Here is a 13,833-nt window from a genome sequence, read left to right on the forward strand (position 1 = left end):
CCAGGCCACAGCGGCTGCTTTTTTTGGGAGTAAGCCTGCTTTTATTTTTTTGTTTTATAGGTGATGCTTCTGCGGCACCTATTATACCAAATGTCAATATTGATGTAGGATCGTCGGATAAGCCCCAGGATGTTGCAGTTACCCTGCAGCTTATGGCGGTGCTGACCATCCTTTCTATCGCACCATCTATTTTGATAATGACTACGGCCTTTATCAGAATTGTTGTGGTGCTTGGTTTTTTGCGTAATGCATTATCCACGCAGACCAGTCCACCAAACATGGTGATTATTGGATTGTCGCTATTTTTAACATTTTATATCATGGCACCATATTGGAGTCAGGCCAATGAATATGGACTACAGCCATATTTAGCCGGAGAGATAACCCAGGAGGAGGCAATAGACAATACTATTGCACCAATACGGGAATTTATGTTTAAACAGACAAGGGAAGCCGATTTGGCAATGTTTGTAAACCTTGCTGATGCACCGCGCCCTGCAGGGCCGGAGGAGGTCTCCACCTTTACTCTTATTCCGGCATATATGATAAGCGAATTAAAGACAGCTTTTCAGCTGGGCTTTATGATATATATTCCATTTATCGTAATAGATATGATAGTGGCCAGTACCCTTATGTCAATGGGTATGATGATGTTGCCACCGGTAATGATTTCGTTACCTTTTAAGATTTTGCTGTTTGTCCTGGTAGACGGATGGCATTTGTTGATTAAGTCATTGATAGTCAGCTTTAAATAGGGGATGGTTTGATGTCGGGAGATTTGGTTATACAGCTGGCGCAGGAGGCTTTGCGTGTTGTATTGCTGGTGTCTGCACCAATGCTGGGGCTGGGTCTGATGGTAGGTCTGATGGTCAGTGTGTTCCAGGCTACCACATCTATTCAGGAACAGACATTGGCGTTTATTCCGAAAATTGTGGCAGTTTTTGTGGCAATTTTGATTTTCGGGCCATGGATGCTTAGAATTATGGTGGAATACTTTACGAATGTTTTCGTGAATCTGCCGCTATATGTGAAATGATGAGGTAAAGTAAGTGGATTTTTATGATTTACTGCAAAATCATGCTGCTGTGTTCCTGTTGATGATGACCCGGATAAGTGGGATTTTCCTGATAGCACCTTTTTTTGGAAGTCAGAATATTCCAGTGTATTTTCGAGCAGGTATCGCTTTTGCCATTTCACTTGTGATGTTTCCGGTCATAGACCAGAAGATGGCCATAGAAGCACCCATGTCCATTCCGGGGTATTCACTTGCTGTACTGGCAGAATTGGTCATAGGCTGGACAATAGGTTTTGTTTCATATGTCACATTACAGGCCGTTAATTTTGGCGGTAAAATGATGGATATGCAGGCAGGCTTTTCAGTGGTCAGTGAGATAGACCCTACCTCCGGGCAGCAGAACCCACTTATCGGCAGCTTTTTATACTATTTGACATTGATGGTATTTTTGGCTACCAATGGCCATCATGTTTTATTGGCATCCCTCATACGGAGTTTTGATGCCATTCCAATTATGGGGATGAATTATAACAGCTCCATAGCTGAACTCATGGTTGATTTTACGGCAGGTATTTTCCTTACAGGGGTAAAAATTGCCATGCCCATTACTTTTGCAATATTGCTTACCAATGTGTCCTTGGGCATATTGGCCCGTACAATGCCACAGCTGAATATCTTTGTTGTAGGTATTCCGATGCAGATTATTATTGGCTTGTTTGTACTGGGAATAACAATCCCGTTTTATATACTGTTTTTGGATGTGCTGTTTAATGAAATGTATGGAAACATTGGAATTGTCTTACGGGCATTACAATAATAACCATAGCTTCAAACCCTTCAGGTTTGATTTACAACTTTTTGCAGGGGAAAAGACTGAGGAACCAACTGCCAAGCGTAAGGCCGATGCCAAGAAAAAAGGTCAGGTCGGGCGCAGTCAGGAGGTAAATGCAGCCTTTGTTTTGTTGGTTGGTTTTATGATATTGCGTTTTTTAGGTGGAAATGCAGTAGAGGAGATCATGAATTATTCCACCTATGTTTTTGGCAATCTAAATGCAGATATAAATGAAGAATCCATAATGCAGATGTTTATAGCCATAATAATTCTTTTGGCGAAAACCTCCATGCCCCTTATGGTGTTCATAATGATTATTGGCCTGGCCATGAATATCGCACAGGTAGGATTCAATTTCTCCACTGAGCAGATATCCTTTAATCCGGGGAAAATGAGTCCCATAAGCGGAATAAAAAGGATGTTTTCCAAGCGATCGTTGGTGGAACTGGTTAAATCCCTGTTTAAAATAGCAATCATAGGATATTTTGTGTTTTCATATCTTTCGGATGAAATCTTTCAGATTCCCAAGCTGATTTATATGGACCTGCTTGGTGGGCTGCATAAGATGTCAGATACGATTTTCGGTTTGGCCTTTAAGATTATTGGTGTTTTTATCGTAATGGCTGCCATGGATTTTGCATATCAGAAATGGCAGAACACCCAGGATTTGAAAATGTCCAAGCAGGAAGTCAAGGAGGAATTCAAGCAACAGGAAGGAGATCCAAAGATCAAGGGTAAAATTCGTCAGAAACAGCGTCAGATGGCTATGGCCAGGATGATGCAGGAGGTTCCTAAGGCGGATGTTATTATTACAAACCCTACACATTTTGCTGTTGCGTTAAAATATGAGAGTGGTATGTCTGCTCCGGTAGTTATAGCCAAAGGGCAGGACCTGGTTGCTCAAAAAATAAAAAGTCTTGCCAGGGACAGCAAGGTGCCGATTGTGGAGAACAAGCCACTGGCCAGGGCACTCTTTGCTGCTGTTGAGGTAGGGGGACTGGTCCCTCACGAGCTGTATAAGGCTGTTGCTGAAGTTTTGGCATATGTATACAGATTGAAAAGAAGAACCAGATATGCATGATACGATAGGGCTGAATTTTCATTTCCCAAAAGGAGAGCTAAAGTCTCAACAAATGGTGAGCAGAGTTCTCACCTCGTATGATGAAATGCTGGAGCCTTTAGAAAAAGCGCTGATAGGAATATATTCTTCAATATAAGGATATTGGAAAACAGGCGTCATAATGATATAGGAGAAAGACAATGGCTGCTTCAGATATGTCTGCTGAGAAGGGCAGTTTTATAACAAAATATAGTGATGTCATGGTGGCGGTGGGTATCGTTACTATCGTTGTCATGATGATAATTCCGTTACCAACCATGCTGCTTGACTTGTTGCTTTGCATGAATATAACCCTGGCTTTGGTGGTTGTCATGGCTGCAATATATAATGTTGAGGCACTGGATTTGTCCGTGTTCCCATCATTGCTGCTGATAACAACCTTGTTCCGGCTGGCACTTAATGTGTCCTCTACCCGTCTTATACTGTTGGAGGGATATGCCGGTGAGGTTATTATGTCCTTTGGTAATTTCGTTGTCGGTGGTAATGCTGTAGTAGGATTTATTATATTCATAATTCTTATAATAATTCAGTTTATTGTTATTACAAAGGGTGCGGAGCGTGTTGCAGAGGTATCCGCAAGATTTACCCTGGATGCAATGCCTGGTAAACAGATGTCTATTGATGCTGACCTGAACCAGGGGGCCATTACAGACGCTGAGGCCAGTGAGCGCAGATTGAAAATTCAGCGCGAGGCGGATTTTTATGGAGCCATGGATGGTGCCAGTAAGTTCGTCAAGGGAGACGCTATTGCGGCTATAATAATCATTTTGATTAATATTACCGGTGGCTTTATCATTGGTATGGTTCAGCGGAATCTTACCGTTACCCAGGCCCTGTCCAACTATACTCTTTTAACAGTCGGTGAGGGACTTGTTAATCAGATTCCCGCACTGCTTATTTCTACAGCTACCGGTATCATAGTTACCCGCGCTGCCTCAGACAGCAATTTGGGGCATGATTTGGTTACGCAGTTGGGGCGTAATGACAGGGTATTCCTGATAGTAGCCGGGGTTCTTTTGGCCTTGGCACTTGTTCCTGGCTTGCCAGGTTTGCCGTTCAGTATTTTGGCAGCGATATGTGCTTTTATCGGTTACAGGAAAATGCAGGGCAAGAAACGCATAGAAGAGCCATCCGCAGTGGAGAAAAAGGAAAAGAGCAAGGCTGAGGCTACAAAGCCGGAAAACATAGTTTCACTGCTCCAGGTGGATCCAATGGAATTGGAAATAGGCTACAGCCTTATTCCGTTAGTCGATACCGGGCAGGGTGGTGACCTTCTTGACCGAATAGTTATGATCAGGCGCCAGTGCGCATTGGAACTGGGTTTGGTTGTACCGACCATTCGTATACGAGATAACATTCAGATAAAACCTAATGCATATATTATAAAATTAAAAGGAATTGAGATAGCAAAAGGCGAATTATTATTAGACCACTTTTTGGCCATGAATTCCGGAACAGTATTTGAGGAGATTCAGGGAATTGAAACTCAGGAGCCGGCTTTTGGCCTGCCTGCATTGTGGATACCCGAGGCATCTAGGGAGCAGGCAGAGCTCAATGGCTATACAGTTGTTGATGCGGTTTCTGTTTTGGCAACTCATCTTACTGAGGTTATTAAGGCTCATGCGGATGAAATTTTGGGCCGTCAGGAAACACAGAATTTGGTTGATAATGCCCGCAAGACAAATTCCTCCCTTGTGGATGAAATAATACCTGATCTCATGAATGTTGGTGAGATTCAGAAGGTATTGGCAAATCTTTTGAGAGAACGCGTATCTATCAGGGATATGGCGACTATTCTGGAGGTCCTGGCAGATTATGCCCGTGCCACCAAGGATACTGAGATATTGACAGAATATGTAAGACATGCTTTATCCAGGCAGATAACACAGCAATATACACAGAATAACCAGCTCACCTGTATTACCCTGGATCCTACCATTGAAAACAGGATTGCCGGGGCTGTTCAGCGTACTGACCGTGGTTCCTATGTGAGCATGGATCCTGACAGTATGCAAAGGATTTTGACATCCTTGGGAACTGAGCTGCAAAAGCTCACAGATATGGGCTATCAGCCTATAGCGCTTACCAGTCCGACCGTGCGGTTGTATTTCCGTAAGCTGGTTGAACGCTCTGTGCCTGGAATCATAGTTCTGTCACATGCTGAGATAGAACAAACTGTAGAGATACAGATTATTGGGGTGGTGAAGATTTAAGTGAGAATAAAAACATTTAAGGCACCTACGCTTAAGGAAGCCATGGCAAATGTAAAGGCTGAATTAGGAATTGATGCTGTAATATTACATACATCCCGCTCCCGCAAGGGAGGGCTTTTGGGGTTCGGCAGCAAGGAAGTAGTTGAGGTGATTGCTGCAGTTGAGGAGGCTCAGACTCCACAGAGATCAACAACGCCATTGGGCAGAAAACCGGTGGCCAGGGAAAATTCCCAGAGCAGCACCTCCGACAGGTTATCTGCCAAGCAACCTGTGGCAACCGGTGAATTATCATCGCAGCCGATTGTTTCAAAGCGTAAAGTCGCTGAGCAATACCAAACTGCAGGAACAAAACAGAGTGTGGATAATGCCCAGGAAAGGGCTGATCGCTACGATGCAGGTATACATGAAAATTCCTTTGGGGATATACTGTCCTCATTGGATCATATCCGCAATATCAATACGGGAGCCTCTGATGCTGATACAGACAGTGCAGAGGGATTTTCTGTTCCCACAAATAATAAAGAGCAGAATAGCATAAAGGTCAACAGAATAATTAAACCAATGGAGAAGAAAGAACCAGAAGGAATGCTTTCTTCTGATTTTGGTTCTGGGGAAAATACTGAAAACGATGTCTTGGCACCAGAGAAGGAGCAGGCAAAAAAAGAAGCTGAGTCATTGATGCAGGCTGAAAAGCAGGTTGAAGATGATCAGGAAACAATCAGATCCCTGCAGAACGAGCTGGATGAAATGAAGGAAATGCTTGCCAAGATGGGCCAGGGCGCCCCTGGGGAGGTAGAGCTTACTTTACAGCAGGCCATGCGTAACTGCGATGTGGACGACAGGGTCATACAGGATATGATCCGGAAGCTGTCCGGTTCAGAAATTATGGAAAACAAGGATACGGACAAGGCCCATAGGATTTTGGAGAAGTATCTAAAGAAAACAGTAAGGGTGGCATCGGGTATTACCCTGTATTCAGACCGTCCTAAAATTGTGGCGTTAGTTGGGCCTACAGGTGTTGGCAAAACAACCACCTTGGCAAAAATTGCCGCAAAATTTGTTTTGGACAATTCTGTGAGCACTGCGCTGATTACTGCAGATACTTATCGTATTTCTGCTGTGGAGCAGCTAAAAACATATTCGGATATTTTGGGCCTGCCTTTGGAGATCGTGTATTCTTCTGATGCATTGCAGCAGGCCATAGAAAAACATTCAGATAAAAAGTTGATTCTTATAGATACTGCAGGCAGAAGTCAGTATAATGATTATCAGATGAAGGAAATCTGTGACTTGCTGTCAGTGGATGCTGAGATTGAAAAGCATCTTGTAATCAGTTCCACAACCAAGAACAGGGATGCTGAAGAAATCTTGGCGAGATTTTCAGCGTGTCAGCCGGACCGCATAATCTTCACCAAGACAGATGAGACCAGCTCATTGGGATTGCTGTTAAATATTTTGTATAAAAGGAAGGTTGCGTTGTCTTATGTTACTGATGGGCAAAGCGTTCCTGATGATATTACACCTGCCAGCTACACTAAACTGGCAGAGATGCTGCTGAGGTAATTGCTATGGATGATCAGGCAGCAAGACTGCGTTTATTGGTTGGTGACAAGAAGCCCGGTTCAGGGGTGACCAAACTGGGCAAGTCTGTCAGCGACCAGAATGGACAACAGGAAGAACACTTCAGCCCTAGGACAATTGCAATTACCAGTGGTAAAGGTGGCGTAGGCAAAACAAACCTTACGGTTAATCTGGCGATTGCCCTTGGCAATATGGGGAAAAGGGTTATAGTGATAGATGCTGATATGGGCATGGCCAATGTGGATATCCTGCTGGGGACCACATCCAGGGTCAATCTCATGTCATTGCTGGACCCGGATGTCGAGCTGGAAAATGTGTTACTGAGAGGCCCTTATGGCGTAAGCTATATATCCGGTGGCTCCGGAATGGAGCATGCCATGGAAATGACTGTGGCTGAGCGGGAGATATTGTTCAGAAAGCTGGCAGGCTGTGAGGAGTGGGCAGATATTATTTTGATTGATACAGGAGCAGGCATTGGCAACAATGTGTTGGATTTTCTGGCTTCGGCGGATGAAGTGCTCCTGATAACTACTCCGGAACCTACAGCTTTGACAGATGCTTATGCCGTAATGAAGGGATATAGCAACATAACGGCGAATCCTAATTTAAAGCTCATAGTTAATAGAGTTATTGATGAGCCGGAAATCAGGGAGGTAGTAGGTACACTTTCCCGTACAGCAGCCAGATTCTTAAAGCTGCCTGTGGAGTGTCTGGGCTATATATATGATGACAAGCTGATGATTAAGTCTGTTAGGCAACAGGTTCCCATTATGGCAGGGTACCCGGATGCCATATCTGCCAAATGTATATCATCTATTGCCAGTGGATTGGTAAATGGACGCCAGGAAAAAGTTAAATTGGGGTGGCGTGGATTTCTCAAGAAAATATTTAAATCATAATACTGATGCGCTGCAGTTAGTATGGAGAGGTAAATCATGGTTAAACCAACTTATGTAAAGGCGAGTAATGTTTTAAAATTGGGTCAGCGGATAGAGGTCCTTTTATCTGATGATACCCGCGGTTATTCCAGCAGAATAGAGGATATCACAGATTCGTCACTTATTTTGGCCATGCCGGTAGACGAGCGTATGATACCACTGATTATATCTCCTGGATCGCGAGTTATATGCAAGGCTTTCGGGGGCAGGTGCTATTATCTGTTCCGCGTTGAATTTCAAAAAAAGGGGATAGCGAACATTCCGGTTTGGTATGTTACCAAACCGACCAGGGCCGAGAAACTGCAGTATAGGGAATTTGTACGTGTCAAAACCACCCGGCCGTTGGTTGTCAGACCTGTAGGCGAAGATGGTGCCCTGGAGGATATGATTCTTACCAGCACTATTGATATCAGTGGTGGTGGTATCAGCTTTGCCCTGCACAAACCACTAAAGGTGGACAGCATGGTTACCATTGAATTGGATAATATCCCGGGAATTGGCCTGATGCAGCTGATGAGCCGTGTGGCCAGATGCAGTGAGGTTGATTCAAATGGGGAAAAAATATATCAGATAGGGGCTCAATTCTTATCGATAGATAAGGTCGTCCAAAATAGGCTGGTGAAGTTTATTTTTGGAATCCAGCGTGATGGATTGGCTAAAGGTATTGATGAGCTTTAAGGGAGGGAGATTTTATGATTCGTGTTGTTATAGCAGATGATTCTTCATTTATGCGTAAGGTCTTATCAGATTTGTTTACAGAAGCTCCTGACTTTGAGGTGGTTGGCACTGCGTCAAATGGTAAGGAGGTAGTTTCCCTTGTACTTCGGCTAAAACCGGATCTTGTTACCATGGATGTGAATATGCCTGTTATGGATGGCCTTAAGGCGTTGGAGTTCATTATGTCAGATTGCCCAACTCCGGTGGTCATGTTCAGCAGTCTTACCAAAAAAGGAGCAGACGAAACCATTAAGGCCTTGTCCCTGGGAGCTGTTGATTTCCTATGCAAGGCGGGTGGATCCATCTCTAAAATTGATTCTATCGCAGATGAAATTTTGGAAAAGTGTCGCAACGCAGCCTCTGCTAATGTGAAGAAAATTACAATAAATAATAATATTCTTCAAAAAAAGCAGGAAGCAGGGAATTTAAAGCGAATAAATATACTAGAGCGAAAAGGTATCAGCACATCTGATAAAGGTAGTGGCACAGCAGGTATTCTTTCGAGACACATGGGAAGTTCTGCAGCAAAGACAGGTCATCACCTGCCGGAGCACTCCAGTGCGGCTGACAGAATAACCAAGAAAGAAAATCCTTTGATAAAGATGCGTGATGCCAAAGCTCATGGGGCTTCCGGCGGAAGTGGCAACAAGCTGATTGTGCTGGGAACATCGACTGGTGGCCCTAAGGCGTTACAATATGTGATCCCAAAGCTGCCGGCGAATATGCCGTGCGGTATGGTCATAGTACAACATATGCCGGCTGGTTTTACAAAATCATTGGCAGAGCGGCTGGATGCTTCATCCAAGGTGCATGTCAAGGAGGCTGAGGATAAGGAACCAATTTTGCCGGGGTATGTATATATAGCTCCAGGTGATTATCATTTGGAGATTGAAGGCAGCAGTTCTCAAAGAGTGATTTCATTGAATCAAAAGCCCCCTTTGGCGGCACACCGTCCTGCAGTAGATATCATGTTTGATTCTGCAGTGCAGTATGGTAAGGACGTGGTATCAGTTATTCTGACTGGTATGGGGTGTGATGGGGCCGCTGGAATGAAAAAAATCAAGAAGGCCGGAGGATACATCATAGCAGAGTCATCTGAAACGACGGTGGTGTATGGAATGCCAAAGGCCGTTGCTGATGCTGGTATAGCTGATGAGATACTACCCGTTCAGTGTATAGCGGACGCAATAATGAATGCAGTAATAAAATAAGCTAATCAGGGGGAATAGAAATGGAAACAAATCAGTACATGGAAATGTTTTTGGACGAGTCACGGGAACATTTACAGTCTCTGAATGATGGCCTGCTGAGTCTGGAAAATGATCCAGAGGATTTGTCTGTACTAAACGAAATATTCCGTAATGCTCATACCTTGAAAGGTATGTCCGCAACCATGGGTTATACAAAAACTGCTGAGCTTACCCACGATATGGAAAACTTGCTGGATATGCTCCGTAAGGAACAGCTGAAGGTAAGTGAAGAGATTATAGATGTTATCTTCAAGTGCGTTGACTCCCTGCAGGAGATGGTAGAAAACATTGGCAGTGGTGAATCTGAGGATTTGGTTGATGTATCCGGTTTGGTGCGTCAGGTTAATGCTATTGCCAACGGGAAGTCACCTGCAGCTGAGGAAGCTGCAGCTCCAGTAGCAGAAGCTGCTTCCGGTGAGGGCAGTGCTCCTGTATTTGAACTCAGCGATACTGAGAGAAGCGTTATTAAAGAGGCAAAAAACAGTGGTCTTGTACCGTACATTATCCATGTGGAAATTGCCGAAAGCTGTCTTTTGAAGTCAGCCCGTTCATATATGGTCATGAACGCATTGGATGAACTTGGGGATGTACTCAAGTCCGTTCCTCCTGCAGAGGACCTTGAACAGGAAAAATTTGACCACAGCTTCGAGGTTGCCATCGTTACAGATGCTGATGCAAAAACATTGGAAAGTGCAGTTTCAGCAATTTCTGAAATTTCCAATGTAGTGGTCACTGAGATCACCGATATTGATAAGGCTCCAGCTGCTCCTGCTGCAGTCAGTGAAGCACCGGCTGCCAAGGCGGCTGCACCAAAACCAGCTGATACCAAGAAGCCTGATGCCAAGGCACCTGAGAAGAAGGATGCCAAGAAAGCTCATGTAGGTGGACAGTCAGTCCGTGTAGATATTGAAAAGCTGGATACCTTGATGAACCTGGTAGGAGAGCTTGTTACCAATAAGGTTCGTTTGGAACAGATTGGCATGACCCATAGATTGACCGAGCTTACTGAAACCCTGGAACAGATGGACAGAGTAACTACTGATTTGCAGTCTGTAGTTATGAAGGTTCGAATGGTTCCTGTAAGTCAGGTGTTCAACAGATTCCCTCGTATGGTTCGTGACCTTGCGAAGGAGCTGGACAAGGATATCAATCTCACCATAGAGGGTGAAGATACAGAGCTCGACCGTACAGTTATTGATGAAATCGGCGATCCGCTGATGCATTTATTGCGTAATTCACTTGACCATGGTGTCGAGCATCCTGATGAGCGTGAAGCAAAGGGTAAGCCTCGTACCGGTGAGGTTGGGCTCATAGCTCGCCATGAAGGTAACAATGTTGTTATCATGGTTACTGATGATGGTAGTGGTATCAATGCTGATAAAATCAGGAACAAGGCAGTGGAAAAGGGAATGGTAAGCAGAGAAGAGGCAGATGCTTTGCCGGATGCTGATGCTGTTCGTTTGATTTTCCTGCCTGGTTTCTCAACAGCTGAAACAATTACTGATGTTTCCGGTCGTGGCGTAGGCATGGATGTTGTTAGGAGCAAGATTGAATCCCTTGGTGGACATGTAGATGTTGAAACCAAGATTGATGAAGGCTCTGTATTCAAGATTAAGCTGCCATTGACCTTGGCAATTATTCAGGCGATGCTGGTTAAGGTTCAGGATGAAATGTATGCTATTCCTCTTGGATCTATTGACAGTACTATCAATATCACGCCTGATGATATTAAGACAGTTCAGAACAAAGAAGTTATTGTATTGCGTGGTCAGATTATACCGATTGCCCGTCTTGGTGAGGTGCTTAGCGTTCCTAAGGGCGAAGAGAATGACGACGGCGATATCTTTGTAGTGGTTGTCCATGTGGGTGACCATAAGATTGGTATAGTGGTTGATAATCTTATTGGCCAGCAGGAAATAGTTATCAAGACCCTTGGTAAGCTCCTGTCAGGCCTGAAGATGTTGGCTGGTGCTACCGTTCTTGGTGATGGCCATGTTGCTATGATCTTGGATGTAAGTGCATTGATGTAATCAAAGGGGGGTTGGAAGATGGCTAACACAGACGAACAGGTAGTATCTGATGGTGATGTTCAGGTCGTTGCCTTTAAGCTGAGAAATGAAGAATATGGATTTAGTATTTTAAATGTTCAGGAAATAAAGGGCCTGACAGATATTACCAGAGTACCATTTGCTCCTGAGTTTATAAAAGGTGTAATCAATCTTCGTGGTAGTGTTTTACCTGTAATTGATTTGAAACGCCGGTTGGGCTTGGAGGATACTCCGTATACAGCAAATACAAGAATTGTAATTGTGCAGTTTGATGAGGTATCAGTAGGTATGCTGGTTGACGCAGTAACTGAGGTTAGAACCATTGATGCCAATGATATTGATTCTACGCGCGCTGTAACTGGCAGTGATGCTAATGCAAGATTTATTTCTGGTATTGGCAAGGTTGATGGCCGGTTGATTATTCAGCTGAATATCAGCGAAATCATTGGTTTAACTGGTGAAGAATAATTTCTGGATGGGGTGAAGATATGTCAGATGATGTTGCAAGCTTGTCTGCAACCCAGATGGATGCGCTGCGTGAAATAGGAAATGTTGGTGCCGGTAATTCCGCTACTGCATTGTCTCAGATTATTAATAAGCGTATTGATATGAATGTCCCAAGAGTTTCTATCGTTCCACTTGGTGATGTTCCGGATCTGGTTGGTGGACCTGACGTGATGGTTGTTGGAGTTTTCCTTAGGGTATATGGTAAGGCTCCAAGTAATATATTGTTTTTGTTGCCAAAAGAAAGTGCCTTTTATCTTGTCGATATGCTCATGGGCAAAAAACATGGTGATACACAGAAGCTTGATTTTATGGATGAATCAGCTTTGATGGAAATAGGTAATATTCTTTCAGGTGCTTATCTGAACGCTTTGTTTAATTTTACAAATATATCATTGTTGCCGTCTATCCCAGCATTGGCTATGGATATGGCAGGTGCAATTTTGAGTGTAGTATTGATTCAGCTTGGTCAGATGGGTGACCATGCAATGGTAATAGAGACTGAATTTAAGACTGATGATGAGGGAATCAAGGGACACTTCTTCCTGGTACCTGATCCAGGGTCTTTGGAAACGATACTAGCAGCGGTAGGAGTTGAATGATATGCCAGAATTGGTTAAGGTTGGAATGGCTGACCTTAAGGTCGGCTCTGCTCCATCAACATTAATTAGTTATGGACTTGGTTCTTGTATTGGCATATCACTTTATGATCCGCAGAAGAAGGTAGGCGGATTGTTGCATATAATGTTGCCAGACAGTACTCAGTCAAGGGCTAATGAAAATAGGGCTAAGTTTGCGGATACTGGTATTCCGGATATGCTGGATGAAGTGCTTAAACTTGGTGCTTCCCGCAGCAGATTGGTAGCTAAGATTGCCGGCGGTGCTCAGATGTTTGCGTTCGCTAATGCTACAGATATAATGCGTGTTGGACAGCGTAATGCATCGGCTGCAAAAGAAATTCTTTCCAATTTGGGTATTCCGATTGTTGGAGAGGATACCGGTGGAAATTATGGTCGTACAGTATCCATTGATTTGACAAATGGTGTTTATATAGTTAAGACCATTGATAAGGGTGAAAAAGAGATTTAGTGGTGATTTGTGTGTTTAAGCTAGGTGTAGCTTTGGTTTTTGCGGTCATAGCAGCTTTGACTGCTATGGTCGCGGGACTATTATCAGATGCTCGGTTGTGGATAGTCCTAGGCCGGGCATTTTGTAGCTTTATTGTTTCTGGTGTTGTTGTATATATCGGTATGGTGCTGTTCGATAAATTGGGATATGCATCAGCTATTCATGAAATAGAGGAATCGATTGAAGAGATAGATAAGGAAGAAGCGGCTGAAGCAAAACAGCAGGAGTCGCAGGCGAATGAAGCAGGGGATACTCCTGCTGAAGATGGTGAGTCTGTTGAGGATGAAAACTTTACGCCTTTGCAGGCTGATTCCTTGCGTCATGTTGAGACAGACCAGGGTTAATAACGAGCTTTAAGATGTCCCCTTCCTCTTTAGGTGGGGGAAAACAAACTACAACAGCTGGCGAGCATATCTCCCAGCTCGTTGAAACGCTAATTGGAAGATTTTTCTTCTAAAGAAGAAAAATTTGAACAATGGCGTTATAA

The 13,833-nt window shown here is 43.9% G+C and carries 14 protein-coding genes; all 14 read left to right on the plus strand.

The genetic code is table 11. The annotated features are described in order from the left end of the window. The first annotated feature begins 14 nt into the window (after positions 1 to 14). The 14 genes from fliP (at position 15) to K6C05_RS03670 (ending at position 13,690) form a co-directional block, all read left to right on the plus strand. Positions 15 to 755 (plus strand): flagellar type III secretion system pore protein FliP, encoded by a 741-nt coding sequence (gene fliP, locus K6C05_RS03605; RefSeq protein WP_296731363.1) that lies wholly within the window; start codon positions 15 to 17, stop codon positions 753 to 755. Positions 756 to 766: 11 nt separating this feature from the next. Continuing rightward, the gene (gene fliQ / locus K6C05_RS03610; RefSeq protein WP_296731322.1) at positions 767 to 1,036 is read left to right on the plus strand and encodes a flagellar biosynthesis protein FliQ; all 270 of its coding nucleotides are present in this window, start codon (positions 767 to 769) and stop codon (positions 1,034 to 1,036) included. A 13-nt stretch (positions 1,037 to 1,049) separates the two neighbouring features. Then, complete coding sequence (fliR, locus tag K6C05_RS03615) at positions 1,050 to 1,832, plus strand: flagellar biosynthetic protein FliR (protein WP_296731324.1); 783 nt, start codon at positions 1,050 to 1,052, stop codon at positions 1,830 to 1,832. After that, on the plus strand, positions 1,795 to 2,928 hold the full coding sequence (flhB, locus tag K6C05_RS03620) for a flagellar biosynthesis protein FlhB (protein WP_296731365.1): 1,134 nt from the start codon (positions 1,795 to 1,797) through the stop codon (positions 2,926 to 2,928). Before fliR ends, flhB begins: the two co-directional genes overlap by 38 nt. Before the next feature lie 179 nt (positions 2,929 to 3,107). Beyond that, a complete protein-coding gene (gene flhA / locus K6C05_RS03625; RefSeq protein WP_296731327.1) occupies positions 3,108 to 5,180 on the plus strand; it encodes a flagellar biosynthesis protein FlhA in 2,073 nt (690 codons plus the stop codon). Beyond that, positions 5,181 to 6,743, plus strand: coding sequence for a flagellar biosynthesis protein FlhF (locus K6C05_RS03630; RefSeq protein ID WP_296731328.1), 1,563 nt, complete (start codon positions 5,181 to 5,183; stop codon positions 6,741 to 6,743). Between the two features lie 5 nt (positions 6,744 to 6,748). Further along, positions 6,749 to 7,660: a MinD/ParA family protein gene (locus K6C05_RS03635; RefSeq protein ID WP_296731330.1), complete on the plus strand. Its 912-nt coding sequence runs from the start codon at positions 6,749 to 6,751 to the stop codon at positions 7,658 to 7,660. A gap of 36 nt (positions 7,661 to 7,696) precedes the next feature. Continuing rightward, positions 7,697 to 8,377 carry a flagellar brake domain-containing protein gene (locus K6C05_RS03640; protein ID WP_296731333.1) on the plus strand — a complete coding sequence of 227 codons (681 nt, stop codon included), beginning with the start codon at positions 7,697 to 7,699 and terminating at the stop codon, positions 8,375 to 8,377. A 14-nt stretch (positions 8,378 to 8,391) separates the two neighbouring features. Beyond that, a complete protein-coding gene (locus K6C05_RS03645) occupies positions 8,392 to 9,627 on the plus strand; it encodes a chemotaxis response regulator protein-glutamate methylesterase (RefSeq protein ID WP_296731334.1) in 1,236 nt (411 codons plus the stop codon). Between the two features lie 20 nt (positions 9,628 to 9,647). Beyond that, positions 9,648 to 11,696 carry a chemotaxis protein CheA gene (locus tag K6C05_RS03650; RefSeq protein WP_296731337.1) on the plus strand — a complete coding sequence of 683 codons (2,049 nt, stop codon included), beginning with the start codon at positions 9,648 to 9,650 and terminating at the stop codon, positions 11,694 to 11,696. Positions 11,697 to 11,714: 18 nt separating this feature from the next. Then, positions 11,715 to 12,182: a chemotaxis protein CheW gene (locus K6C05_RS03655; RefSeq protein ID WP_296731339.1), complete on the plus strand. Its 468-nt coding sequence runs from the start codon at positions 11,715 to 11,717 to the stop codon at positions 12,180 to 12,182. Between the two features lie 20 nt (positions 12,183 to 12,202). After that, positions 12,203 to 12,820, plus strand: coding sequence for a chemotaxis protein CheC (locus K6C05_RS03660; protein ID WP_296731340.1), 618 nt, complete (start codon positions 12,203 to 12,205; stop codon positions 12,818 to 12,820). Between the two features lies 1 nt (position 12,821). Then, positions 12,822 to 13,307 carry a chemotaxis protein CheD gene (locus K6C05_RS03665; protein WP_296731343.1) on the plus strand — a complete coding sequence of 162 codons (486 nt, stop codon included), beginning with the start codon at positions 12,822 to 12,824 and terminating at the stop codon, positions 13,305 to 13,307. A gap of 11 nt (positions 13,308 to 13,318) precedes the next feature. Continuing rightward, on the plus strand, positions 13,319 to 13,690 hold the full coding sequence (locus tag K6C05_RS03670; protein WP_296731346.1) for a hypothetical protein: 372 nt from the start codon (positions 13,319 to 13,321) through the stop codon (positions 13,688 to 13,690). The last annotated feature ends 143 nt before the right edge of the window (positions 13,691 to 13,833 follow it).

It is taken from the genome of Anaerovibrio sp. (genome assembly GCF_024697385.1).
Taxonomy (GTDB): Bacteria; Bacillota; Negativicutes; order Selenomonadales; family Selenomonadaceae; genus Anaerovibrio.